This is a genomic window from Streptomyces sp. NPDC038280, assembly GCF_055600045.1.
The window spans coordinates 417,149-440,038 of the sequence record NZ_JBVJYZ010000003.1 but is presented as its reverse complement, the minus strand read 5'-3'; the positions used below and the strand labels follow the sequence as shown (position 1 = coordinate 440,038).

25 protein-coding genes are annotated in these 22,890 nt (G+C 71.8%); 13 read left to right on the top strand and 12 right to left on the bottom strand.

The annotated features are described in order from the left end of the window. Positions 1-163: 163 nt before the first annotated feature. The 3 genes from ACZ7J0_RS10345 to ACZ7J0_RS10335 are packed head-to-tail and all read left to right on the top strand — an operon-like array spanning position 164 to position 1,805. Positions 164-802, top strand: coding sequence for a nucleotidyltransferase family protein (locus ACZ7J0_RS10345; RefSeq protein ID WP_470885867.1), 639 nt, complete (start codon positions 164-166; stop codon positions 800-802). Continuing rightward, on the top strand, positions 799-1,059 hold the full coding sequence (locus ACZ7J0_RS10340) for a BON domain-containing protein (protein WP_468707819.1): 261 nt from the start codon (positions 799-801) through the stop codon (positions 1,057-1,059). Before ACZ7J0_RS10345 ends, ACZ7J0_RS10340 begins: the two co-directional genes overlap by 4 nt. After that, positions 1,056-1,805 (top strand): metallophosphoesterase family protein, encoded by a 750-nt coding sequence (locus ACZ7J0_RS10335; RefSeq protein ID WP_470885865.1) that lies wholly within the window; start codon positions 1,056-1,058, stop codon positions 1,803-1,805. The genes ACZ7J0_RS10340 and ACZ7J0_RS10335 overlap by 4 nt, the downstream gene beginning before the upstream one ends. Before the next feature lie 47 nt (positions 1,806-1,852). Here the strand turns inward: ACZ7J0_RS10335 and ACZ7J0_RS10330 are convergent, their stop codons facing one another. The 5 genes from ACZ7J0_RS10330 to ACZ7J0_RS10310 form a co-directional block, all read right to left on the bottom strand. Then, a complete protein-coding gene (locus ACZ7J0_RS10330; protein WP_470885863.1) occupies positions 1,853-3,139 on the bottom strand; it encodes a cytochrome P450 in 1,287 nt (428 codons plus the stop codon). Positions 3,140-3,246: 107 nt separating this feature from the next. Further along, positions 3,247-3,909, bottom strand: coding sequence for an HAD family hydrolase (locus ACZ7J0_RS10325; protein ID WP_470885861.1), 663 nt, complete (start codon positions 3,907-3,909; stop codon positions 3,247-3,249). 43 nt (positions 3,910-3,952) lie between these two features. Then, positions 3,953-4,663, bottom strand: coding sequence for a UdgX family uracil-DNA binding protein (locus tag ACZ7J0_RS10320; RefSeq protein WP_470885859.1), 711 nt, complete (start codon positions 4,661-4,663; stop codon positions 3,953-3,955). 5 nt (positions 4,664-4,668) lie between these two features. Further along, a complete protein-coding gene (locus tag ACZ7J0_RS10315) occupies positions 4,669-5,103 on the bottom strand; it encodes a rho GDP-dissociation inhibitor (protein ID WP_469119942.1) in 435 nt (144 codons plus the stop codon). 45 nt (positions 5,104-5,148) lie between these two features. Next, complete coding sequence (locus tag ACZ7J0_RS10310; RefSeq protein ID WP_470885857.1) at positions 5,149-5,370, bottom strand: DUF6381 family protein; 222 nt, start codon at positions 5,368-5,370, stop codon at positions 5,149-5,151. 157 nt (positions 5,371-5,527) lie between these two features. Between ACZ7J0_RS10310 and ACZ7J0_RS10305 the strand changes: the two genes are divergently transcribed. From ACZ7J0_RS10305 to ACZ7J0_RS10290, 4 genes are all read left to right on the top strand, one after another. Further along, entirely contained in the window at positions 5,528-6,493 is a 966-nt protein-coding gene (locus tag ACZ7J0_RS10305) for an LLM class F420-dependent oxidoreductase (RefSeq protein WP_470885855.1), read from the top strand. Between the two features lie 40 nt (positions 6,494-6,533). After that, positions 6,534-7,571, top strand: coding sequence for an NAD-dependent epimerase/dehydratase family protein (locus ACZ7J0_RS10300; RefSeq protein ID WP_470885853.1), 1,038 nt, complete (start codon positions 6,534-6,536; stop codon positions 7,569-7,571). A gap of 120 nt (positions 7,572-7,691) precedes the next feature. Next, on the top strand, positions 7,692-8,165 hold the full coding sequence (locus ACZ7J0_RS10295) for a hemerythrin domain-containing protein (protein WP_470885851.1): 474 nt from the start codon (positions 7,692-7,694) through the stop codon (positions 8,163-8,165). Positions 8,166-8,303: 138 nt separating this feature from the next. After that, entirely contained in the window at positions 8,304-9,794 is a 1,491-nt protein-coding gene (locus ACZ7J0_RS10290; RefSeq protein WP_470885849.1) for an aminotransferase class I/II-fold pyridoxal phosphate-dependent enzyme, read from the top strand. A 112-nt stretch (positions 9,795-9,906) separates the two neighbouring features. On the opposite strand, the gene ACZ7J0_RS10285 is transcribed toward ACZ7J0_RS10290, so the two are convergent. From ACZ7J0_RS10285 to ACZ7J0_RS10265, 5 genes are all read right to left on the bottom strand, one after another. Continuing rightward, entirely contained in the window at positions 9,907-10,446 is a 540-nt protein-coding gene (locus tag ACZ7J0_RS10285; protein WP_470886059.1) for a DUF5709 domain-containing protein, read from the bottom strand. 592 nt (positions 10,447-11,038) lie between these two features. Next, positions 11,039-12,562, bottom strand: a complete 1,524-nt coding sequence (locus ACZ7J0_RS10280) for an FAD-dependent oxidoreductase (protein ID WP_470885847.1) — start codon at positions 12,560-12,562, stop codon at positions 11,039-11,041. A gap of 158 nt (positions 12,563-12,720) precedes the next feature. Beyond that, complete coding sequence (locus ACZ7J0_RS10275; RefSeq protein WP_470885845.1) at positions 12,721-13,746, bottom strand: NAD(P)/FAD-dependent oxidoreductase; 1,026 nt, start codon at positions 13,744-13,746, stop codon at positions 12,721-12,723. Continuing rightward, on the bottom strand, positions 13,743-14,294 hold the full coding sequence (locus tag ACZ7J0_RS10270) for an isoprenylcysteine carboxyl methyltransferase family protein (RefSeq protein ID WP_470886057.1): 552 nt from the start codon (positions 14,292-14,294) through the stop codon (positions 13,743-13,745). The genes ACZ7J0_RS10275 and ACZ7J0_RS10270 overlap by 4 nt, the downstream gene beginning before the upstream one ends. A gap of 8 nt (positions 14,295-14,302) precedes the next feature. Then, complete coding sequence (locus ACZ7J0_RS10265; protein ID WP_470885843.1) at positions 14,303-15,364, bottom strand: type III polyketide synthase; 1,062 nt, start codon at positions 15,362-15,364, stop codon at positions 14,303-14,305. Positions 15,365-15,441: 77 nt separating this feature from the next. Between ACZ7J0_RS10265 and ACZ7J0_RS10260 the strand changes: the two genes are divergently transcribed. Then, a complete protein-coding gene (locus ACZ7J0_RS10260; RefSeq protein WP_470885841.1) occupies positions 15,442-16,350 on the top strand; it encodes a UbiA family prenyltransferase in 909 nt (302 codons plus the stop codon). A 143-nt stretch (positions 16,351-16,493) separates the two neighbouring features. On the opposite strand, the gene ACZ7J0_RS10255 is transcribed toward ACZ7J0_RS10260, so the two are convergent. Next, complete coding sequence (locus tag ACZ7J0_RS10255) at positions 16,494-17,474, bottom strand: ArsR/SmtB family transcription factor (RefSeq protein WP_470885839.1); 981 nt, start codon at positions 17,472-17,474, stop codon at positions 16,494-16,496. A 146-nt stretch (positions 17,475-17,620) separates the two neighbouring features. Here ACZ7J0_RS10255 and ACZ7J0_RS10250 point away from each other — a divergent pair, with 146 nt between their 5' ends. From ACZ7J0_RS10250 to ACZ7J0_RS10230, 5 genes are all read left to right on the top strand, one after another. Continuing rightward, complete coding sequence (locus ACZ7J0_RS10250; protein ID WP_470885837.1) at positions 17,621-18,160, top strand: SRPBCC family protein; 540 nt, start codon at positions 17,621-17,623, stop codon at positions 18,158-18,160. Positions 18,161-18,240: 80 nt separating this feature from the next. Next, positions 18,241-19,461 (top strand): MFS transporter, encoded by a 1,221-nt coding sequence (locus ACZ7J0_RS10245; RefSeq protein WP_470885835.1) that lies wholly within the window; start codon positions 18,241-18,243, stop codon positions 19,459-19,461. A gap of 93 nt (positions 19,462-19,554) precedes the next feature. Then, a complete protein-coding gene (locus ACZ7J0_RS10240; RefSeq protein WP_470885833.1) occupies positions 19,555-19,719 on the top strand; it encodes a hypothetical protein in 165 nt (54 codons plus the stop codon). A gap of 194 nt (positions 19,720-19,913) precedes the next feature. Then, positions 19,914-21,020, top strand: a complete 1,107-nt coding sequence (locus tag ACZ7J0_RS10235; RefSeq protein ID WP_470885831.1) for a M29 family metallopeptidase — start codon at positions 19,914-19,916, stop codon at positions 21,018-21,020. Continuing rightward, on the top strand, positions 20,986-22,359 hold the full coding sequence (locus ACZ7J0_RS10230) for a radical SAM protein (RefSeq protein ID WP_470885829.1): 1,374 nt from the start codon (positions 20,986-20,988) through the stop codon (positions 22,357-22,359). The genes ACZ7J0_RS10235 and ACZ7J0_RS10230 overlap by 35 nt, the downstream gene beginning before the upstream one ends. Positions 22,360-22,453: 94 nt before the next feature. Here ACZ7J0_RS10230 and ACZ7J0_RS10225 read toward each other — a convergent pair whose 3' ends face one another. Next, positions 22,454-22,828 carry an SAV_915 family protein gene (locus ACZ7J0_RS10225; protein WP_470885827.1) on the bottom strand — a complete coding sequence of 125 codons (375 nt, stop codon included), beginning with the start codon at positions 22,826-22,828 and terminating at the stop codon, positions 22,454-22,456. Between the last annotated feature and the right edge of the window lie 62 nt (positions 22,829-22,890).

The following is a 22,890-nucleotide window of genomic DNA, read 5'->3' as shown; positions in this document are numbered from 1 at the left end:
GATGGGGCCCCTCCCCGGGCCGTGCGCCCGGGACCGCCACCGCTTCCCACCACGCGACACACCCACGCATGACAGGGCCGCGACGGGCAAGACGCACAGCCAGGACGACGGCCGTCCAGGCAAGATTGGGATCATTTCAGGTGAAATGGGTACCAGAAGCTCTGTGAATAACCGGACCGACGAGGTGGCCCGGGATCGCGGGCGCGGTGTGGCGTTGCCGGACGATCCACTGCCGGTGGACCACACCCAGGCCATCCTCGAGACGACGAAGCATGTGGCGGCTCTCCTGAAGGAGGCCGAGTGCCCGTTCGCGCTGGCGGGAAGCGTCGCCGCCCACGCGTACGGAGTGCCGGCGCACCTCCAGCACGACACCGACTTCTACATCAGACGTGAGGACGCCGAGGCGGTCGCCGGCGTCCTCAAGCAGGCCGGGCTGGACATCCGCCAGCCGCCTGAGGACTGGCTCTTCAAGGCCCGGTGCGGCGGCGAGGAGATCGACCTGATCTTCGAGCCCGCGCAGGGGCCCGTCACCTCGGACATGCTCGGGCGGGCGCACACCCTGCCCGTCGACTCGGTCCACATGCCCGTTCTGGCACCCGACGACCTCATGTGCGGGTTGCTCTCCTCCCTCTCCGAACACCACTGCGACTTCGGCGCCCTGCTCCCGGTGGCGCGCACCCTGCGGGAGCGGATCAACTGGGACGCGCTCAGGCACACGTACGAGAACAAGCCCATGCCCGACGCGTTCATCTATCTGCTCGAACGCCTCGGAGTCATCGAACGCCGTGAGGAGAAGCCGTGACCGGAGCGGAAAGCCCGGAGTACCGCATCGCCCACCTGGAGGACAAGCTCGCCCGTGGCGACATCGCCGAGATGGGGATCCGGATCGAGGTGCACGGCGACGCGGTGCTGCTCTCCGGCACGGTGTCCACGGCGCAGCGCCGGGACGAGATCCTGGCGCTCGCGAGGGCCGAGCTCGACGGCCTGCGCGTCCTGTCCGACCTGCTGGTGGTCCACTACAGCCCTCCGGGGCACGAGCAGCCGGAGGGAGCGGCATGATCCGCGTCGCCGCGGTCGGGGACATCCATCTCGGTGAGAACGACGGAGGCCTGCTCAGGCCCGCGTTCGACACCCTGGCGGAGTGCGCCGACGTCCTGCTGCTCGCCGGTGACCTCACCCGCCACGGAACGGTCGAGGAGGCCCGGGTCGTCGCCGCCGAGGTGGCCGACCTGCCCGTGCCGGTGGTCGCCGTGCTGGGCAACCACGACTACCACAGCGGCCAGGAGGCCTCTATCACGGCCGTACTGTCCGATGCCGGAACGACGGTACTGGAGGGCGAGGGCGTACGGCTCGACATCGGCGGCGCCCGGGTCGGCATCGCCGGCACCAAGGGGTTCGGCGGCGGGTTCGTCGGGCGTTCCGGGGGTGAGTTCGGCGAAGAGGAGATGAAGTCGTTCGTCCGCTACTCGCGGCGCTGCGCCGAAGGGCTGCGCAAGGCCCTGGAGGGCCTGGCCGATGACGGCTGCACGGTGCGGATCGCGCTCACCCATTTCGCGCCGGTGCCGGACACGCTCGCCGGTGAGCCGCTGGAGATCTATCCCTTCCTCGGCAGTTACCTGCTCGCGGAGGCGGTGGACACGGCGGGAGCCGATCTGATCGTGCACGGCCATGCCCATATGGGGGCCGAGCACGGCATGACCGTCGGCGGGGTACGCGTCCGCAATGTCGCCCAGCCCGTGATCGACCGCGCCTTCGCGGTGTACCGGGTTCCCATGGACGGACAGGGGCCGGCCGGGGGCGAGTGAGCCCCCGGCCGGTCGCCGCCGTCCTGCCGCGGCGGCCGAGGGGACCGTCAGAGCACCAGCCGGAAGCCGCTGCGCGGGCGGGCCGGAATCCGCCGCAGGGAGATCCGGAGGTCCTGCTCCGGAACGGTGAAGTCCAGCTGGGCCAGTTCCGCCGCCAGCGCGGCGAGCACGGCCACGGTGATGTCCTCCCCGGGGCAGCGGTGGCCGGTATGGGCGTCACCGCCGCCCTGCGGGATGAGCTCGTCGCGGGAAGGCGCGCTGCCGACGAAGCGCCCCGGATCGAAACGGTAGGGGGCCGGCCACAGGTCCGGGTCGTGGTTCTGGCCGTAGACGTCCAGCAGCACCACGGCGCCGGCGGGGATGGTCTCGCCGTCCCACTCGAGTTCACCGGCGGCGAGGCCGCCGACGAACGGGGTGAACGGATAGAACCGGCGCACCTCGTGCGCGAACGCCTCCGCGTAGGAGGAGTCGCCCTCGCGGAGCCGTTCGCGGTGTTCGGGCCAGCGGTGCATGGCGTGGGCGGCGAAGGCCACGAACCAGGCGATGGCGACGGTGGGCCGGACGACGTTGAGCAGCTCCACGGCGGCCGTATGACCGTCCAGCAGCGCGCCGTCCGCCTCGCGGTGCCAGGTCACCGCCTCCATCACCGGCCCCGAAGCGGTCTCGTCGTCCGGCAGACCGTGTCCCGTCGCCGCGCCGGCCAGACCCGTCGGGCCGGAGGGCCCGGTCGCCCCATGGGCCGCGCGCTCGTCCTCGACCAGGCGGCGCAGCGCCTCCTCCTGACGGGTCCGCGCCCGCCGGGCCCGCAGGTGGCGGGGACCGGGGGTGGCGAATCCGTCGACCATGGCCACCGCGTCCTCGGCCATGCGCCGCGTCCGCGCGTCGGAGAGCGGAATGCCCGCCCAGGCGCAGACCGCCCGGGACAGGACGAGCGCCGCCTCGTCGAAGAGGACGACCTCCCTGCCCTGCCGTCCCGTCAGGTGGTGCTTCCATTCAGCCCGTACGCGCTCCACCAGGGCGGCGACGCCGTCGGCGTCGGTGAGTCGCGACATGAACATCGCTTTGCGCACGCGGTGGGCCTCACCGTCGAGGGTGTGCACCGCTCCCCTGCCGAAGAGGGTGTCCAGCACAGGGCCGGGAAGGGCTCCGGCGCGCCGCACATGCTGTTCGTCGTAGAAGAACCCGACTGCCTCCGGCCCGTGGAGCGCGATCACGGGCTTTCCCAGCAGCCGGGTCCGTACGGGGGCGCCTTCGCTGCGGCGGCGCAGGTCCGGAAGCCAGGCATAGCCGTTGATCAGCAGAGACGCGGTACTGTCGCGTACATATGAGGGCATACGCCCCCGATACCCCTTTCATTCCTGGACACACCCGGGTTCCCCCGGCTGCCACGACAGGACCGGCGGATGGCCCAATGGCCCGGCGGCGGGCAGGGCCCGTTTCCCTACCCGCCGCCGAAGGCGCTCCTGCCGAGGTTCTCCAGCAGATCGGCGGGATCGTCGAACACGGCCGACGCGCCGGCCTCCTCCAGGTCGGCGCGGGGAATGCCGCCGCAGAGCAGCCCGATGCAGCGGACTCCGGCCCTGCTCGCCGCTTTCATGTCCCACACGGTGTCGCCGACGAACACGGCGTCCGCCGCGGCCACCCCCACCTGTTCGAGGGCCCGTTCCACGGGCTCGGGGGCGGGCTTGCCCTCGTCCACGTCGTCGGCGCTCCCGGTGGCGGTGATGGCGTCGTCCGCGTCGATGGCCTTGCGCAGAGCGGCGAGTTCGGCGCCGCCGGCCGAGGTGACCAGCACGACCTTCCATCCGCTGCCCGCCAGGGTCTCCAGCAGCTTTCCGGCGGAGTCCAGGGCACAGAGCCGCTCGAAGTACTGGGCGTAGAGGGTCTTGTGCGCGGCGCTGAGGGCGGCGTCCTGGTCCTTGTCCCGGTCGTCGCCGAGAAGATGCGCGATCAGATCCTCACTGGGACGCCCCACGGCGCGGTGGATGGCATGAGTCGCGACCCGGTGTCCCGCCTGCCGGAACGCCTCCCACCAGCACATCACATGCAGATGGTTGGTGTCGGCGAGCGTTCCGTCGACATCGAACAGAGCTGCCCGGCTCATGGCTCCACCTCGCTCTCCCTCGGGGTCCCGTTCGGTTCGGTCATCAGTCGGCGGCCCTTTGCCCACGGTCCCCGTCCAGGGCCCGGGCGGCCACCTTGAGATCGGCCACGAGCCCCGCGTACGCCGCTTCGCGGTCCTTGGAGCGCAGGACCGCGGAGGGGTGGAGGGTGGCCAGCACCTGCTGGTACGGCTCCCCGTCGGGCGACGGGAGCAGCGCGCCGCGCTCCTTGCTCACCTGGAACGACGGCCCCAGCAGGGCCTTGCCCGCGGTCGCGCCGAGAGCCACCACCAGTTCGGGGCCGATCAGCCGCAGCTCCGCCTCCAGCCAGGGGTGACAGGCCGTCATCTCCCGCAGGCTCGGGGCCTTGTGAATGCGGCGCTTGCCCCGTTCCGCGACGGTGAACTTGAAATGCTTCACCGCGTTCGTCAGATACGCCGTCTCCTCGTCGATGCCCGCCTCGCGCAGCGCCTTGCGCAGCAGCCGTCCGGCGGGCCCGACGAACGGCTCGCCCTGGACGTCCTCCTGATCGCCCGGCTGCTCGCCGACCAGGACGATCCGGGCCCGGGGGTCGCCCTCGCCGAAGACGGTCCGGGTGGCCTCCTCGAAGAGCGGGCATCCCCGGCAGTCGGCGGCCGCGCGGCGGTACGCGGGAAGCCCGCCGCGCGGGGGCAGGTACGGTCGGGCGTCGTACGCCTCGCCGTGCTCGGTCTCCCCGCCGTGCGGGCTGTCCGTCCGTTCGGCTGTGCGGGTCATCGTCGTCACCAGTCCTTGGTGATCCTGAAGTAGTGGGTCTCGTCGCCCAGGATCGTGCCGTGCGCGTCGAAGAACGTCCCGGTCACGGTGTACGTGTCCCGGGCCAGATGGCCGGTCGGCAGCCGTTCGGGCGGCAGGACGACGCTGTAAGGGCCGCCGGGGCGATAGCTCCCCAGTACGGTCTCCGAGGTCCCGACCACCACACCCTGTCGCTTTCTCACATCGACGAACCTGAGCCCCTCGACGGCCCTGCGCAGGCGGAAGCTGAGTTCGATGCGGATCTCCGCGCCTTCCTTCATGTCGAAGGGCGCCGTATGGGGGGCGGGCAGCGGGACGGGGACGTCGGCATGGCCCTCGGCGTGCAGGATCACGCTGATGAGCGTGAAGCCGAGGGTGGCGTCACCCGGATCCGTGAGGGGCGTTGCCTTGATCGCGTTCATCGTACGAACCGGCTTCCGACCGTGGACCGTGCCGTCCTGACGCGGCTACCCGGGGTAGTCCTCGTGCTGGTCTCCGCGCTCCGTCTCGGGTTCCTCCCGCAGGTCCCGTTCGCTCTGCTCCTTGAGCTTCTCACCCTGGGCGCGGAGCCGTTCTGACTCCGCCGGATCCGTGGAGAGCCGGGCCCGGTGCAGCAGATGCTCGGACTTCTCCCGCTGGTGCTCCGCCCGCGCGCGATCGCCGTCGCGTGCGCTGTACTGGTCGCTCACCGTGGCCTCCCGTCGTCCCCGGGGGCCTGCTCCCCGCACGTCGTCGCGCGACGGAGCGCCCCGGCCACTGGTGCGGCTGCCCCGGCCGAACGGGTGGAAACGCGGCAGGCGATCATGGCTCATGTTTCGCGGCCCCCGCAGCGGCAACGCGCGGGTCATGGCGCACATCGGATACACAATGATGACCGAGCAGGCAGCCCCCCGTGAGCTCGTGGAGCACGTGGTCCGGGCGGAGGACGCCGGCTTCGACTTCTCGGTGACGTCCGACCACTACTTTCCGTGGCTGGAGTCGCAGGGGCACGCGCCGTACGCCTGGAGCGTTCTCGGCGCCGCGGCGCAGGCCACCTCGCGGATCCCGCTGATGACCTACGTGACCTGTCCGACGGTGCGCTACCACCCCGCGGTCGTCGCCCAGAAGGCCGCGACGATGCAGCTCCTCTCCGAGGGACGCTTCCGACTCGGCCTCGGCTCCGGCGAGAACCTCAACGAGCACGTCGTGGGGGCGGGCTGGCCCGCCGCCCATGTCCGGCTGGGCATGCTGGAAGAGGCGGTCGAGATCATCCGGGCGCTCTTCGACGGCGGCGACGTGAGCCATCACGGCACCTATTTCGACGTCGAGAACGCGAAACTCTGGGACCTCCCCGACGCGCCGCCGCCGATCGGTGTCGCGGTGTCCGGGGACCGGTCCTGCGAGCTCGCCGGCAAGCTGGCCGACCTGGTCATCGCCACCGAACCGAAGAGCGAGCTGCTGGACGCCTTCGACCGGCACGGCGGGGCGGGCAAGCCCCGCGTGGGGCAGCTGCCCGTCTGCTACGACACCGACAAGGACGCGGCCGTCGCGCGCGCACACGACCAGTTCCGCTGGTTCGGGGGCGGCTGGAAGGTGAACGCCGAGCTGCCGGGACCGGCTGGATTCGCCGGAGCCACGCAGTTCGTACGGCCCGAGGACGTGGCGCGGGCCATCCCCTGCGGCTCCGACGTGGACGCCTTCGTCGACGCCGTGCGGCCCTTCGTGGACGCGGGCTTCACGGAGGTCGCCCTCGTCCAGATCGGCGGCGACCAGCAGCAGCCCTTCATCGACTGGGCCGAGAAGAGCCTGCTGCCCGCCCTGCGCGAACTCTGAATCCAGCCCGACCGAGCCCGGCACCCACAGGGAGCACGTCATGGCCGCGGACCAGGAACTTCGGGTGGTCGTCACCGGCGCCACCGGAAACGTCGGCACGAGTGTCGTCAGGGCGCTCGGCGAGGAACCGGGGATCGGCTCGATCGTGGGCATCGCCCGCAGGCGTCCCGATCTCGAGCTGCCCCGGACGAGCTGGCAGGAGGTCGATCTCGCGGCGGAGTCCGGAAGGGACCGCCTGCTGGAGTGCTTCAGCGGGGCGGACGCCGTCGTGCATCTCGCGTGGCGGTTCCAGCCGACCCACGACCCCGCCGTCACCTGGGAGACGAACGTGCTCGGGTCGCTGCGGGTCTTCGAGGCGGCCGCCACGGCGGGGGTGCCCGCCCTGGTGCACGCCTCGTCCGTCGGCGCGTACTCCCCCGGGCCCAAGACGGAGCCGGGCGTGGACGAGTCGTGGCCGACCAACGGCTGGCCGGCTGCGGCGTACTGCCGCGAGAAGGCCTATCTGGAACGGGTGCTGGACACCTATGAGCGCGACCATCCCGGGATCCGGGTGGTGCGGATGCGGCCCGGCTTCCTCTTCAAGGAGGAGTCCGCGAGCGAGCAGCGCCGGATCTTCGCCGGACGGTTCTTCCCCGGCGCCCTGCTGCGGCCGGGTCTGCTGCCGGTCGTACCCGATCTCGAAGGGCTGCGCTTCCAGGCGCTCCACACCGACGACGCGGCCCGGGCCTATGTGCTGGCCGTACTGGGCGACGTGCGCGGCGCGTTCAACCTCGCCGCCGGCCCGGTGATCGACGCGGAGCAGCTCGCCGACCTCCTCGACGCCCGGGTCGTACGCGTGCCTCGGAGCGCCGTGCACGGCGCGCTGGCGGCGGCCTGGCACCTGCGGCTGGCGCCGGCCTCGCCGGATCTGTTCGACGCGGTGCTGCGACTGCCGGTCCTCGACGCCGGCCGTGCGCACCGCGAACTCGGCTGGCAGCCGGAGAGGACGTCCCGCGAGGCGCTCTCCGCGTTCCTGACCGGGGTCCGCGAGGGCAGCGGCGAGCGGACGGCGCCGCTCGCCGGCCGGCGGGTCGGCTGAGTCGCCGCCACGAGGAGCCCGCGTCCGTCCCGGCCCCGACCGGCCGGGATGGACGCGCACTTGGTGCGTCCGCGGGCGCACGACGCAAGACTGTTGCCGGGGTCACGAGAAAGAGGACGTATGGATGGCATCGTGCTGTTGAAGGAAGATCACAAGACGGTCGAGAAGCTGTTCAAGCAGTTCGAGAAGGCAGGCGACGACGCGGTCGCGGAGAAGCGGAAACTCGCCGACAAGATCATCGAAGAGCTCACCACCCACACGTACATCGAGGAGGAGATCTTCTATCCCGCGGCGCGGGAAGCGGACTCCGACATGAAGGACCATGTGCTCGAGAGCGTGGAGGAGCACCACGTCGTGGTGTGGATGTGCGCCGAACTCGCGAACATGGACGCCTCCGACGAACGCTTCGACGCCAAGATGACCGTCCTCATCGAGAACGTGCGCCACCACGTCGAGGAGGAGGAGCAGGAATGGTTTCCCGACGTGCGCAAGGCGATGGGCCGTAACCGGCTCAAGGAGCTGGGGGAACAGATGGAAGCCGCCAAGTCCCAGCGGCCAGATCATCCCCTCGGAGTGGCGAGCGCCAGGGAGTGACGGCGCGGCGGGCGGGGCCGGGCGGAGCGCATGATCCGGACGGCGGCGGGCAGAGGCACCAGTGGGCCCCGGGATGATCCCGGGGCCCACCAGCAATGCCGCACACGGCCCGCGCATCCGGCCACCGGGAGGTACCGCATGGGCACGGGGAGGGACCACTCCCGCGCACCTGTCCTTGAAGCACTCGACGCCTATCACCGGCGGGGCCAGACCCCGTTCACCCCGCCGGGCCACAAACAGGGCAGAGGAGCGGACCCCCGCGCCGAGGCCGTCCTGGGGCCGGGCGTCTACGGCTCCGACGTCCTCGCGAACGCCGGTCTGGACGACCGCAGGACCTCCCGCCGCGTCCTGGAACGCGCCCAGGAACTCATGGCCGACGCGGTCGGCGCCGACCACACCTTCTTCTCGACCTGCGGCAGCTCACTGTCCGTCAAGAGCTCCATGCTGGCGGTCGCCGGTCCCGGTGAGAAGCTCCTCGTCGGGCGGGACGCCCACAAGTCGGTGGTCGCCGGGCTGATCCTGTCCGGCATGAGTCCGGTATGGGTCGACCCGCAGTGGGACCCCGACCGACACCTCGCCCACCCGCCCTCGGTGGCGGCCTTCGAGGAGGCGTTCGAGGCCCATCCCGACGCGAAGGGCGCACTCGTCACCAGCCCGACGCCGTACGGCAGCTGCGCGGACATCGCCGGTCTGGCCGAGGTCTGCCACCGCAGGGGCCGTCCGCTCATCGTCGACGAGGCGTGGGGGGCGCATCTGCCCTTCCACCCGGACCTGCCCACCTGGGCCATGGACGCGGGCGCGGACCTCTGTGTCACCTCGGTCCACAAGATGGGCGGAGGGCTCGAACAGGGGTCGGTCTTCCACCTGCAGGGCGATCTCGTCGACCCCGCCGTCCTCAAGTCCCGTGAGGACCTGCTCGGTACCACCAGCCCGTCCGTCCTCATCTACGCCGGGCTCGACGCATGGCGCCGGCAGATGGCCGAGCACGGCGAAGTCCTGCTGGGAAACGCGCTCGGCCTGGCCCGGCACGTGCGCGAGCGGATCGACGCCGTCGACGGGCTCCATGTGGACGGCCCCGAGTATCTGGTCCCCGGCCGCGCGGCCGGCCTGGACCCCCTGCCCGTCGTCATCGATCTGCGCGGGCTCGGCGTGGGCGGCTACACGGCCGCCGACTGGCTGCGGGAACACCACCGCGTCAACGCGCACCTCGCCGACCACCGCAGGATCAGTACCCAGATCACGTACGCCGACGGGGAGGACACCGCCGAGCGGCTGCTGACCGCCCTCGGGTCCCTGGTCCGTCATGCGCCCGAGCTGCGTCCGGCGCCCACGGTCCATGTGCCCTCGCCCCAGGAACTCCGGCTGGAACAGGCGATGCTGCCCCGGGACGCGTACTTCGGCGCGACCGAGCAGGTGCCGCTGCACAAGGCGGCCGGCCGCGTCGCCGCCGAGATGCTCACCCCGTACCCGCCCGGCATCCCCGCCGTACTGCCGGGCGAGCGGTTGACCGGGCCGGTCCTCGCATACCTGCGCAGTGGTGTCGCCGCCGGGATGCTCGTGCCGGACGCCGCCGATCCAGGCCTGGGCAGTGTGCGGGTGCACGCGGAGCAGGGAGCGGGCGCCGGATGACCGGCCCCTTCCGGGCTCGGTGACGACCGGGGGCATGTGTGGGGGCGGGCGCGATGGCGTCCGCCCCCACACATGCCCCCGTGGGTGCGCCCCGTCCGGTGTCGCGGATCCGTCAGCGGCGTGCCGGACCGCCGCCGAGGTCGTCCATGTCGATGTCGGGCTCGACATCGGGCTCCATGTCGGACTCGTCGGGCAGGTCGGCGGCGGAGTCGACATGCATCGCGGCCTCCTCGGCGGACGCCGCCCCTCCGTCGATGCCCACGTCGCGGGCCAGCACGTCGATGTTCCGGGGCGGGGACGGCTCGTCCACCGAGGTCAGTCGGCCCGCACGGGTGGCTCCCGCCTGTTCGTCCACGGGCTCTCCCTCGCCGTCGGGGAGGTCGCCGATGCCGTCGCCCTCCGGCGCGCCGGTGTCGGGTGTCTCCTGGGCCAGCCTCTGGTCGAGGGATTCGCCCTCGCGCTGTTCCCGGCCGGTGGTGCCGTACTTGGTGACGCCGAGGGGCCGTTCCGGCGGGGAGTAGCCCTGGTCCAGCATGTCGTCCAGTTCGGCATCGCCGATGGCGTTCTCCAGGTCGAGGTCGTCGGTGGGCCGGTTGTCCACGTCGGAGTTCTCGGGCTGGTAGACGTCGTCGCCGCGTGCTTCGGACATGATCCGCTCCTTTCGTAGAAGCCGCGCCCCGTGGGGGCCGAAGGCTCGGTTCCGCACCCGGCGGGTTCCCCGGCTCGTCCCGGGCAATCCGGACCCGAGGATCTTTGAGGCCGGCGGGTGGCACGGGTCCGCGCAGCGGTCCAGCGGGTCCAGGACCGCCGTTTCCACGGGTCCCTGGGTCGCCGGGCGGCCGAACGTCCCGTGTTCGGCGAGGCGGCCGAGCGCGGGCGCGATCGTGACGCCTTCCTCGAGGAGCTCGAACACGCGCGGTCCATGGAGGGGGCACGGCATATCGTCGGCGTGTTGCCGAAACAGCGGCTGACCTGCACCGTCCGGGGGCTCGATGCGCCGCCGCGTGGCGCGTCGGTGGGATTGGCGCCCGCGAGCGCGGCGAGCACGGTCGTGTGCGGGTGCGGAAGTCCTTGGCCGTGATGTCCACGCCCGAGAGACGCCCGGAGCGCCTCGTTCAGGTCCTGGCTGGTCAGGTCGTGCCAGGCCTTCGCCTCCCCGTACGAGAACAGCCGGGGCCCGGCGCCGGCCCCCGATGTGATGCCTGCCGCGTGGGCATCCGCTCCCTTCGGCCCGACGGCGGCGCTCAGAGGTCCTTCTTGTCCAGGGGGCGGACCGCCGGTCCCTGGAGGACGTCGCCGTCCACGGAGAAGCGCGAGCCGTGGCAGGGGCACTCCCAGGTCCTCTCCGCGTTGTTGAAGGCGACGAGACAGCCGAGATGGGTGCAGCGCGCCGAGAGGGCGTGCGGGGTGCCGTCGTCGTCGCGGTAGACCGCGCAGCGCTCCCCGCGGACCTGTACGACGGCGCCCTCGCCCGGTGCCAGTTCCTCGGCCGACGAGGGGCCGGGGGTGCGCAGCCGGTCGCCCACGAAGTGCTTGCCGACCACGGCCTGGTGCTTGAGGAACCCGGTCGCCTCGCGGACGGTGCTGCGCAGCCTGCGCGGGTCGTAGAGCTCCGCCCAGGGGGAGGTGCCGCCGTCGATGAGCGTGGCGAGCAGCCGGCCCGACATCACTCCGCCGCTCATGCCCCATCCGCCGAAGCCGGTGGCGACGAAGAGGTGGTCGGCGCCCGGGTGCATCCGGCCCACCAGCGGCACGGTGTCGGTGGGTCCGTTGTCCTGGGCCGCCCATCGACGCGTGAGCTCGACGCCGGGGAAGCGTTCCCGGGCCCAGGACGCGAGCCGCTCGTAGCGTTCGGCGGTGTCGCCGGTGCCGGGGGTGAACGACTCACCCGTGACGATCAGCAGGCGCCCGCCGTCCGCGTCCGGCGCGGTACGCACCGAGCGCTTGTTGCCCTCCGTGGTGATGTACATGCCGGCGGGATCGCGTTCGGCCGGGAGCGGACCGGCCACGACGAGTTCCCGGCTCGGCGACAGCCTGGTGAAGAGCATCGCCCGGTCGAAGATGGGGTAGTGCGTGGCCACGACGACGTCCCGGGCAGTGACCGTGAATCCCGCGGCCGTGGCGATCCGGCAGGGCTCACCGTGATCGAGTTCGACGACGCGCGTCTGCTCGTGGATCCGGCCGCCCCGCGCCTCGATGTCGTGGGCGAGGGCGAGCAGGTGCTTGCGGGGGTGGAACTGCGCCTGGTCCTCCACCCTCACCGCCCCGGCGACCGGGAAGGGCAGGCCCGTTTCGGTGACGTAGGAGGCGGCGAGCCCGGCCTCCGCGGCGGCGTCCGCCTCGGCGCGCAGACCGTCGGCCGCGCCGGGGTCCTCGCAGTAGGTGAAGGCCGGCCGGCGCTCCAGTTCGCAGTCGATGCCCAGCTCCCGGGTGACGTCGGAGACGTGGGCGACGGCGTCGCTCTGTGACCGTGCGTACAGGGTGGCCCCTTCGGCGCCCCTGGTCCGCCGCAGCCGGGCGTAGACGAGGGTGTGCAAGGCGCTGACCTTCGCCGTGGTGTACCCGGAGACGCCCGCCGCGACCCGGCCGGCTTCGAGCACGACGACGGTGTGTCCCTTGCGGGACAGCTCCCAGGCGGTACTCAGCCCGGCGATGCCGGCGCCGATGACGACGACATCGGCCTCGATGTCGTCGGCGAGTGGCGGCCACGGCGCGGACCGGGCGGTTTCCATCCAGTGCGAGGCGTACGTGCCGGGAAGGGGCGTCATACACGGCGGGTTTCCAGAAATCGCCGTTCGATGCGCCGGAGGCCGGGCCGCGGCGTGTACGGCGTGCGGGCCGAGCCGCGCGTGTACGGCTGCGGGCCGGGGCGCACGTGTACGGCGTGCCGGCCGAGTCCCGCGTGTACGGGCGCCGGGCCGTGCCGTCAGGCCAGGAGGTTCACCGCCCGGGTGAAGGTGCCGGGCAGCCGCGCCGCGAGGGGGACGATGCGCGGCGCGAGGCGCGGCTGGTGGCGGGCCCACAGCAGGGATCCGGTCAGCAGACGGTAGCTGCGCGAGACCTTGCGCCAGGCCTGCTCGTAGGTGTCGGGCCTGCCCGCCCCCACGCAACGGACCAGTTCCCTGGCCCCGTTCAGGGCGAGCGTGAGTCCCTCGCCGGTCAGGGCGTCGACGTATCCGGCCGCGTCACCCACGAACAGCACCCGCCCGACGACCCGCGTGCGGGCCTGCTGCCGCAGGGGCCCGGCGCCGCGGACCGGTGTGCGCCGGGCGCTGGCCGGCAGCCGGTCGATCAGGCGGGGAAAGCGGGCCAGCTGTTCGTCGAAGGGGGCTTGTTCGCTGGTCAGGACGGCGACCCCGACCCGACGGGGGGCGAGCGGGGTGATGTACGCCTCCGAGCGGGCCGACCAGTACACCTCGACGAGCTCGCTCCAGGGCTCGATGTCGTAGTGGCACCGCAGGCCGTAGCGGGCGGTGCGGCGCTTCGGCGGCGCGCACAGGCCGAGCAGGCGCCGCACGGGTGAGTGCAGGCCGTCGGCGGCGACGAGGTACCGGGCGGTCAGGCCGGCGGCGGTGACCCGGGTGACGTCCTGGCGCAGGTGGTCGATGCGGCGCGGCAGGACCCGTACGCCCAGTTCGGCGGCGCGCGCGGCCAGCGCCGCGTGGAGGGCGGTGCGGCGGACGCCGAGGCCGGAGCCGGTGCGGAAGAGCGCTTCGGCGCGGTGGCCACCGGCGTCGTCGAGATAGCGGATGCCGTGGAACGGCCGCCCGTCGACGGCTACGCCCAGCTCCCGCAGTTCTCGCACACCGGCCGGCATCAGGCCCTCGCCGCACGCCTTGTCGATCGGGGTGGGGCGCGGTTCGAGGACCACGACATCGAGTCCGGCGAGGGCGCCGTGGATGGCGGTGGCGAGACCGGCGGGACCGCCGCCGGCGACGAGCACGTCGATCACGGCGTGACCCCCGGTGCGGTGGGGAGACGGGCGGCGGCCGGGCCGGGCTCGCCGAGGGCGGCCTCCTCGCAGCGGACGCGCACGGTCAGCAGCGCGGCGTTCAGGGCGGTGAAGGTGAGGGCGGTGAGCCAGGCCGTGTGGACGAGCGGCAGGGCGAATCCCTCGACGACGACCGCCACGTAGTTGGGGTGACGCATCAGCCGGTAGGGCCCGGCGGTGACCAGCGGCAGGCCGGGGACGACGACGACCCGGGTGTTCCAGCGCGGGCCGAGCGTCGCGATGCACCACCAGCGCAGCCCTTGGGCGGCCAGGGCCAGGGCGAGCGCGGTCCAGCCGAGCCAGGGGATGAACGGGCGGCCCGCCGCCCAGGGTTCGAGCGCGCAGCCGGCCAGCAGCGCGGTGTGGAGGACGACCATCGCCGGGTAGTGGCCGCGGCCGTACTCCCGGCCGCCGCGCGCCAGGCTCCAGGCCGTGTTGCGCCGCGCGGTGACCAGTTCCGCGAGCCGTTCGAGGGCGACCAGGAGGATCAGGACCAGGTAGGTGATCACAGCGTGGCTCACCAGCGCAGGAGGACGAGTTCGGAGGAGAAGCCCGGGCCCAGGGCGAGCATCACGCCGACCGAGCCGGGCGGAGGCGGGCCCGCGGTGTGGAGGTCGCTCAGGATATGCAGTACGGACGCCGAGGAGAGGTTCCCCACGGCGGCGAGCGAACGCCGGCTGGCCTGGAACGCGCCGGTGGGCAGGGCCAGTGCGTCGGCCAGTACGTCGAGGATCTTCGGCCCGCCGGGGTGGCAGACCCAGGTCGTCACGTCGGCCGGTTTGAGGTCGTGGTCGGAGAGGAACGACTCGATCTCCTCGGCGACATGGAGCCGGACCAGTTCGGGAAGTTCGCGGCCCATGACCATACGGAATCCCCAGTCGCCGATGTCCCAGCCGAGGAGATGCCCGGTGCCCGGGTAGAGACGGCTGCGGGCCGCCGCCACCGTGGGGCCGCTCGCGCCGGCGTGCAGCGGGTGGTCATCGCCGACGGCCAGCAGGGCCGCCGCGCCGTCGCCGAACAGGGCGCCTGCGACGAGGTTCGCCATTGACACGTCGGCGTGCTGCAGGGTGAGCGAGCACAGTTCGGTGGACAGGAGGAGTGCGGCGTGGCCGGGCCGGCCGGTGAGGTAGTCGTGGAGGCGGGCCACCCCGGCCGCGCCGCCCGCGCATCCGAGACCGAAGAGGGGGACCCGCTTGACGTCGGGACGCAGTCCGGCCCGGTCGGCGAGGCGGGCTTCGAGGGACGGCGTCGCGAGACCGGTCACCGTCGTCGAGATGACGAGGTCGATCCCTTCGGCGGCGAGGCCCGAGGCCCCGACGGCGAGGGCGACAGCCCGCTCCCCCAGCCCGAGCGCGGTCTCGATGAAGGTGGTGTTGGACCGGCCGAAGCCGCCCGGTTCGCCGTAGCGCTCGAGTGGCTGGGCGAGATGGCGCGTGTCGACCCGTACGGACTCGTGGACCCGGCGCAGCAGGCCCGGGTCGGTGCCCGGAGGCAGGCAGCGGACGAGCGCTTCCGTGATGTCCCGTTGCCGGTAGCGGTGGGGTGGGAACACCGTGCTCACTGCCAGGACACGCGTCATGGGCCCAACATAGAAAATATTTGACACAAGCCCATGAAATTGGGCATACCGGGCGCGGCGTGGCATAGCGTGGCGCCGTGCCGAGCACCACGACCGACGGCCGTCGGAACGCCACCCCCGCCGCACCTGCCGCGCCGGCCAGGCTGTCGAGGGGCGTGGTGGGGCTGCTGAAGGCCTGTCACCCCCTTCCGGCCGCGGCCGTCACCGTCCTCACCACCGCCCTCGCCGCTGCCATGGGGCTCGACCTGGCGTCGGTGTCCCTCGCGGCCGGCGCGGTGGCCGCCGGGCAGTTGTCGGTCGGCTGGTGCAACGACCGGGTCGACCTGCGGCGGGACCTGGCGTCCGGGCGCCGCGACAAGCCGCTGGTGACCGGCGAGGTACAGCCCCGCACGGTGACCCGCGCCGCCGTCGCGGCCCTCGCGGCCTGTGTGCCGCTGTCGTTGGCCTATGGACTGCTCCCGGGCACCGCACATCTGTTGGGGGTGGCGGCTGCCTGGTCGTACAACCTCCGCCTGAAGAGCACGGCTGCTTCCTGGCTGCCGTACGCCCTGGCCTTCGGACTGCTTCCCTCGGCCCTCACCCTCGGCCTGCCGGGCGCGCCGTGGGCGCCACCGTGGCTGACGGCCGCCGCGGCGCTCCTCGGCGCCGGGGCGCACTTCGCCAACGTCCTTCCCGACATCGAGGACGATGTCGCGACGGGCGTGCTCGGGCTGCCGCAGCGGCTGGGCCGACGGCGCTCGGCCGCCCTGGCGGCGCTTCTGGTCGTCGGTTCCTCGATCGCCCTGGCCGTCGGCCCGCCGGGCCCGGTCGGCGTAGAGGGAGGGGCGGTTCTGACGGCGACGGCCCTGCTCGCGCTCCTCGCGACCGCCCCACTGCCGGGCTCTTTCGCCGGAGGGCGGATCCCGTTCCTGGCCACGATGGCGATCGCGGCCGCCGATGTCGTCCACCTACTGGTCCGGGGCTCGGAGTTCGCCGCTCCCCGCTAGCAGTCCGCGGGGCCGGGTCGTCACCGTGGACTCCACCTCCTCGCGCGCCCGCGACCGAGGGGGCGGCCGGGGCGCCGTACCCGCTGGAGGACGCCTCCCGGAAGAGCGGCGCGGCGCCTGTCCGGCCACGGAGCTCGTCCGCGTCACGCGGCGTGCGCTGCCTCCAACAGATGTGTTCCGAGTGGCGTCCGCTGGTACAGCACCCACCTTCCGGCCCTTCGCGAGGACACCAGACGGCACCGTCGCAGAATCGCCAGGTGCTGGCTCACCGCCGGCGGCGTCATTCCGAGGTAGGCGGCGAGCTGGCTCGTGGACAACGGCATGTCGAGATGGGCGAGCACGAGCGCCCGATTGCGGCCGACGAGCTCCGCGATGGGCGCACCGCCGGCGTCCTCGGAATTCGCCCAGACCTGGCCGGTGCCGCGCGGGGGATAGGTCAGAGCCGGCTGATACGGCTCGTTGTACAGCACCACCATGCCGGGCCATGCGAAGACACAGGGGACCAGCAGCAGGCCTCCCCCGTCCCCGTCGCGGACCGCGCTGCGGTGGGGCTTGTCGATGCGCAGGCGATCGCCCGCGTACTCGACGTCCTGGTGCAGATCGCCGAAGACCTTCGCGAAACCGCCTGTGGCGAGCTGGTCCATGCGATGGCTGATGTCGGCGTCGAGCACCGCACGGAGTCGCGGCCACACCGGCTCGATGACGGCCTTCCAGTAGGCCGAGACACGGGCGGCCAGTGTGCCGAGTTCCTGCTGGGGACGCTCGTAGAGGGACACGAGCTCGCGCGGGAGGGGCCGGTCGCCGCGCAGGTCGTCCAGGGCGTCACGGACGGCGTCGTCCGAAGAGCCGCGGATGGCCTGCAGTTCCTCCTCGAAGTTTCCGCGCATCCGCTCCATGGGAGGCGCGAGGAAGTCGGGGATGCAGCGGGCGTCGGCCATCAGAGCGATCAGCAGACCGAGATCCATTCCGGCCAGCCGCGGCTTCATCTGCGTCAACCACGGCCGGTTCAGGGCCTGTTCCTGCCGTCCGGCGACGACTCGCACGCTGTGGACGAGCTCTTCCATCGGCGAGTAGGCGAAGCGTGTGGCGGCCAGGTCCGCCGGGCCCAGCAGAATCTCGATCACGTCGCCAGGCTAGTGCCGATTAAGCCACAGCGAAATGGTGTCAGCCCCACCCGCTGTCGTGCGACCTTCTTGCCACCGGTCGACGCCGCAGGCGCAGCGAGCGGCTCTCGGGCCCACTGGTCCCGGCCTGCCAGGCCGGATCTCACATGCCCGGACCGGAAGCACGTGGTGAAAGGGAGGAACATCCAATGGCGACTGTACGCAGACAAATCATGATGGAAGCCGATGCCGCTGAGGTGTGGGACGTGGTCCAGGACTTCGCCACAGGACCTCAGCGACTCGCGCCCGGCCTCGTCCGGCGGAGCCGGTGTGAGGCCGCGGACACCAGGGTCGTCACGTTCGAGGACGGCGCTGAGGCGGTCGAGAGACTCGTCGGTGTCGACCACGTCGGTCGCCGCCTCGTCTTCTCGGTCGTCGGGGGGACCGTGACGCCACTGCACGACAACTCGTCGATGCAGGTCGTGCCACTGGATCACGGCCGAAGCCGGTTCGTGTGGATCCACGACATCCTGCCCGACGAACTCGCGGTGCCCTTCGCGTCCCGCATGGAAGCGGCGTTGATCGCCTTCAAGAGGACGCTGGAAACCGGCAGCGGAGCGCAGCCCGGGCCGGGCGATCAGGCGCTCCTGCCGGGCGATCCCCCGCCGGAGCCCGGCTTCATCCGGTCCCACCCGTCACTCCAGTGATCAAGGTGACGACGGCGGCCCATCGCCCCGCAGGGCCACCGCCCGTACCTCGTGAGGTCAGTGCGACAGCCGCCGCTCTCATGATTTCCTGCCTCGGGGACGGTGTGGCCATCACGGCCCTGATGCTGCACTTTCATCAACGTGGCGTCGGCAGCTCGGGGATGGCCGCCCTGTTCGCCGCACTCGCGGTGCCGGGAATCGTCTGTGCGGGCGCCGCGGGACGCGTTGCGGACCGGCTCTCCTTCCGGCCCGTGGTCGCCCTGACGGGCTCCGCCATGGTCATGGTCTCCGCGATCATGGCCTGCACCGAGTCCGTCCCGGTTCTCGTCGGTCTGCTGGCACTTCTGTCGTGTCTGATGGCGCTGACCGGGCCGGCCCTGACCAGATCGGTACTGGACGCCACCGCATCCGGCCAGGTCAACCGGGCCGCGGCACGGGTCTCCATGGGATCCAGCGCCGGATACCTCATCGGGCCGGCAGCCGCTGGACCACTGCTGGACGGCGTGGGACTGCGCGGAGTTCTCCTCGTCAACGCGGCCACTTATCTCGCGCTGCCCGCGGTCGCGGCCCTGGCACGGTTCCCTCGCGCGGCGACGGCGGTGGCGCAGGCGTCAACGGGGGACGCGGGCTCACCTCGGCGCTCCAGCGGGCCGGGCCTCGCATCGGGGCTCCGGGCCCTGATGGCGCGGCCCCTCACCGCGCGCACGGTCCTGCTCGGCTCGGCGATCACCTTCGCTCTGCAGTTCACCAATGTCGCCGAGATCTACCTCGTCCGTGATGTGTACGGAGCCAGCGGGACGGTCTTCGGCATGCTGACGGTGGTGGTGGCCGCGGGCCAGCTGATCGGCGCATGGCTGGCGGGGAACCTCCTGGCGCGGCACCCGGTCGGTCCCGTCGGCACTCTGAGCGCTGTCGTCATCGGGTCCGCGCTGGTCAGCATCGCGCTCCTCCACCACGTGCTGTTCCTCTTCGCCCTGACCGCGCTCTACGGCATCGCCAACGGCAGCTTCGGCGTGGGCCGGCAGACCGCCCTGGCGCTCTCCGTGCCCCGCGGCAGTCGGGGCAGCGCGGTCGCCGCCTGGAACGCGCTGGCCAACACGGCCACGGTGGCCGCCCTCGGCACCGCGGGCGTCGTCGGCACCGCCGCCCCGCCGCAGGCCCTCTTCGCGGCCGCCGGTGCGCTGGTCGTCCTGGCCGCGCTCCCGATCTCCACCCGGTGGTGGCCTCGCCGATCGGCCACCACGATGTGCGACTCCCCGCGCCCCTCGTCAGGGGCGGGATCGTCCGCACCCACGATCTGATCCGTTGTCCACGGACGCCGGATCACCGCTTACGGGCACGGCCCCGTAAGCAGCTCCACCGCATTCACCACCTCCACGAAAGGAAGAACAACCATGTCGAATGCCATGTCCGCCCGCCTGCAGTCCGTCCAGGAGGAGCTTCTCCAGGGGGAGCCCGTGATGATCCGTGACAGCGAGATCGTCACCGCAGGCGACCTGCTGTCCGCCGACGGCGACCTTCCCGGCCTCTGGAACATCCTCAACGCCGGCTGCATGTAAGCAGATCGGGACCTCCGTCTTCGGTGCCGCGTGCGGCCCGACGGGGGGGCGGAGGTCCCGATCGGGTCGCGGCGGTTCTCCGCCGCGACCCACATCCTCGACTCCGGCCGCGTAGCCGACTCACCGGGTGCCGGAGCGCTGCCTGCTCCGGCACCCCTCCTCGCCCTTCCGTCCGTGCGTACCAGGAGATCCCCATGACCTCTTCCGGATCCCGGATCGACGACCGCGTCATGCGGGGCGTCGACACCCTTCTCGACGACTACGCCTCCCTCCATCCCGACGACACGCTCGCCGTGTTCTACACCCCGGACTGCAGAGAGCAGGCGTCACTGCTCCTCCTGGTGGCCCGGGACCGGGGGTTCGATCCCCTCGTGGTCCCTATGGCTGCCATTTCCGACGGTGACCTCCACCGGCGCATCAAAGCCGCACTGCCCGCGCCGAGTGCGCTCCCTCGCCGGCTCGTCCTGATCACGATCGAACGGGACACGATGTCGCACGCCGCCGTCATCCGGAGGGAGATCTCCTGCTACGGAGACCGCGTCCTGCCGATTCGCATCATCAACGGCAGCTGGGACTTCTTCCGTTTCGCCCTCGGGCCCTCACCGGCCGAACTCAGCGCCATCAACTCCGGACTCCTGCACCGGTTCCTCGAGGCCCGGCATCTCGCCGTCACCACCAGCTCGGGCACGGAACTGGAGATACGTCTGGACAACGACCGCTACAGATGGCTCAGCAATCGCGGCGTGTGGCGGCCGGGGTCCTTCGTGGTGCTGCCCGCCGGTGAGGTCGCGACCTACCCCGCCTCGGTCACCGGCCGACTGGTCGCGGACGGCGCCTTCAACGTCAACAAGGCGGTCGATCTGGACGCCCGGCTGGCCGAGCACCCGTTGACCGTGGAGATCAAGGACAGCAAGGCGGTCTCCCATCGGTGCGCCGACGAAAGGGTCACCGAACTGTTCGCCCGTTGCGTCCGCATGGAGCACGGCGATCACGTGGGCGAACTGGGCTTCGGCACCAACACGGGCATCGACGACTTCATCTCCATGAACTCGCACATCAACGAACGGCATCCCGGCGTCCACGTCGGCTTCGGCCAGCACGGACAACTGCTCGAGGCGGTGGACTACCTGGCGGACGTACACATCGACCTGATCACCTCGGACGCCGTCGTCCACATCGACGGTGACCCGGTGCCCGTCGACTCCCGTCTGCTCGTCCCGAGCAGCCTGCCCCACCCCACCCACGTGAACGATGAGGACATCGACGGTGACTGCTGCGGCTCCCGAATCCCCTACAACTGAGTGGCGGGCCAGCCGCTACCGCGTCCACAGCGACACGTCGTACGTCAACGCGCGGGGTGAGCGTCTGCGCGTGGTGTACGGAACACGCCGCGCCCGTGCCGTCGCCCTCCCCGAAGACGTCGCCGAGGGCCTGCGGGCAGGCGTCGTCCCGTACGGCGACCCCGGCCTCTTCCAGCGCCTGGTCGATCTGGAACTCGTCGTCCCCGCCGCCGTGGAAGAACTCGACACATTGCTCGACCGCTCCAGACGAGCCGCGGCGGACCATTCCCACCGGTCCTTCACCCTCATGCCGACGTCCTACTGCAACATGGGATGCGGCTACTGCGGTCAGGCCCACACCAAGGGGGCCCTGCCCCTGACACATCGGCAAGCGATCGCCGCCCGCGTGGAAGGAGCCATCGACGCGGAAGCGACGGACGCGGTCGCGGTGCGGTGGTTCGGAGGCGAGCCCCTGATGGGATACGCCGTCATCCTCTCCCTCAGCCACGGGTTCGTCGACGCCGCTCAGCGCGCGGGGGTGGCCTACAGCGCGACGATCATCACCAATGGATCCCTGCTCACCCTGGCCAAGCTGCGCAGGCTGCACCACGAGGCCCGCATCGGAAAGATCGTGATCACTCTCGACGGTCCGCCCGAGATCCACGACGCGTCCCGGCCGCTCAAGTCCGGCGGCGGTTCCTTCCACCGCATCACCGATGTCGTGACGCGGGCCCTGGCCGCGGAGGACCTGCACGGGCTCTCCTTCGAACTGCGCACCAACGTCAGCACCGGCAACGCGGACCACGTGGACGCGTACCTCGACCGGATGGCCGGTCACGGGTTCGCGCACCCGCGCGTCTCCTTCACTCTGGAGAAGGTCCATTCCTGGTCCAACGACGTCTCGTCCATCGAGCTGGACGGACCGACCTACGCCAAGCGTGAGGAGGCCTGGCTGACCAGGATGTCGGACTTGGGGCTGCGCTTCATGACGCTGCCCGCCGCCTCCAAACCCGTCGTCTGCGCCGCGGTCTCCGCGAGATCGGAAATCATCAGCAGCACCGGAGCCATCTTCTCGTGCAGCGAGCAGCCGTTGGTCCCCGTGGCCGAAGCGGAACAGGCACTGGCCCGCATCACCGATCCGTCCCTTGCCGGCACACGGCCCCCGGGTCCCTACGACGGCTGGCACGACCGCATCCAACAGCGCGAAGTCCCGTGCGCCGACTGCCCGATGCTCCCGGTGTGCGGGGGCTCCTGCCCCAAGCTGTGGGCGGAGGGGATGGTCCCCTGCCCGAGCTACAAGCACAACGTGCGGTACCGACTTGACCTGCTGGCCCGGCGACAGGGGCTGCGGCCGCAGTGAGGAATCGCCGCCGCGGAAGTGGAGGCGTATCTCCGGCGGCGAGGGGGGCTCTTGGCCTCCGGGTCCATGAGGCAGCGCGCCGCCGGGGTACGCGTCACCCGGAAGGAGGTACGTCCAGGACGGGGTGGGCGTCGACCATCACCCGGTCGATACCGAGGGGCCGGCCGAGGGAACGCAGCGCGGGCTCCGAGAGCCGGATCCATGCCTGCTCCTCGCCGAGCACCGCGAGCAAGAGCCGCTCGGTGGTGAAGCCGACGACCGTCCGCTCGCCCAGGGGGGTGCGGAACAGCCGGACGGCGCAGCCCGCGGGCCCCACGCGGACCGGTACGTACAGCGGCCCTGCGGGGGCCGGGCGACAGGGCTGCGAAGCGTCGGGCAGGGGGACGTCGACGGGCAGGACGTCGGGATGCGCGGCGTCGGGGGGCGGAGGGTCGGGGTGCGGATGGTCGTCGCCGGTGAACTCGGCCATCGCGACTCCTTGGGGCGCCTCGGACGGGGGCGGCCCCGGGGTGCGGGGAAGCACACCGGAGC

What these genes read in the sequence shown, in the direction of transcription:
- ACZ7J0_RS10335 (WP_470885865.1), top strand. Translation starts at nt 1,056, where the DNA reads ATGATCCGCGTCGCCGCGGTCGGGGACATCCATCTCGGTGAGAACGAC.
- ACZ7J0_RS10330 (WP_470885863.1), bottom strand. Translation starts at nt 3,139, where the DNA reads ATGCCCTCATATGTACGCGACAGTACCGCGTCTCTGCTGATCAACGGC.
- ACZ7J0_RS10325 (WP_470885861.1), bottom strand. Translation starts at nt 3,909, where the DNA reads ATGAGCCGGGCAGCTCTGTTCGATGTCGACGGAACGCTCGCCGACACC.
- ACZ7J0_RS10320 (WP_470885859.1), bottom strand. Translation starts at nt 4,663, where the DNA reads ATGACCCGCACAGCCGAACGGACGGACAGCCCGCACGGCGGGGAGACC.
- ACZ7J0_RS10315 (WP_469119942.1), bottom strand. Translation starts at nt 5,103, where the DNA reads ATGAACGCGATCAAGGCAACGCCCCTCACGGATCCGGGTGACGCCACC.
- ACZ7J0_RS10305 (WP_470885855.1), top strand. Translation starts at nt 5,528, where the DNA reads ATGGCGCACATCGGATACACAATGATGACCGAGCAGGCAGCCCCCCGT.
- ACZ7J0_RS10300 (WP_470885853.1), top strand. Translation starts at nt 6,534, where the DNA reads ATGGCCGCGGACCAGGAACTTCGGGTGGTCGTCACCGGCGCCACCGGA.
- ACZ7J0_RS10295 (WP_470885851.1), top strand. Translation starts at nt 7,692, where the DNA reads ATGGATGGCATCGTGCTGTTGAAGGAAGATCACAAGACGGTCGAGAAG.
- ACZ7J0_RS10290 (WP_470885849.1), top strand. Translation starts at nt 8,304, where the DNA reads ATGGGCACGGGGAGGGACCACTCCCGCGCACCTGTCCTTGAAGCACTC.
- ACZ7J0_RS10280 (WP_470885847.1), bottom strand. Translation starts at nt 12,562, where the DNA reads ATGACGCCCCTTCCCGGCACGTACGCCTCGCACTGGATGGAAACCGCC.
- ACZ7J0_RS10265 (WP_470885843.1), bottom strand. Translation starts at nt 15,364, where the DNA reads ATGACGCGTGTCCTGGCAGTGAGCACGGTGTTCCCACCCCACCGCTAC.
- ACZ7J0_RS10250 (WP_470885837.1), top strand. Translation starts at nt 17,621, where the DNA reads ATGCCCGGACCGGAAGCACGTGGTGAAAGGGAGGAACATCCAATGGCG.
- ACZ7J0_RS10245 (WP_470885835.1), top strand. Translation starts at nt 18,241, where the DNA reads ATGATTTCCTGCCTCGGGGACGGTGTGGCCATCACGGCCCTGATGCTG.
- ACZ7J0_RS10240 (WP_470885833.1), top strand. Translation starts at nt 19,555, where the DNA reads ATGTCGAATGCCATGTCCGCCCGCCTGCAGTCCGTCCAGGAGGAGCTT.
- ACZ7J0_RS10235 (WP_470885831.1), top strand. Translation starts at nt 19,914, where the DNA reads ATGACCTCTTCCGGATCCCGGATCGACGACCGCGTCATGCGGGGCGTC.
- ACZ7J0_RS10225 (WP_470885827.1), bottom strand. Translation starts at nt 22,828, where the DNA reads ATGGCCGAGTTCACCGGCGACGACCATCCGCACCCCGACCCTCCGCCC.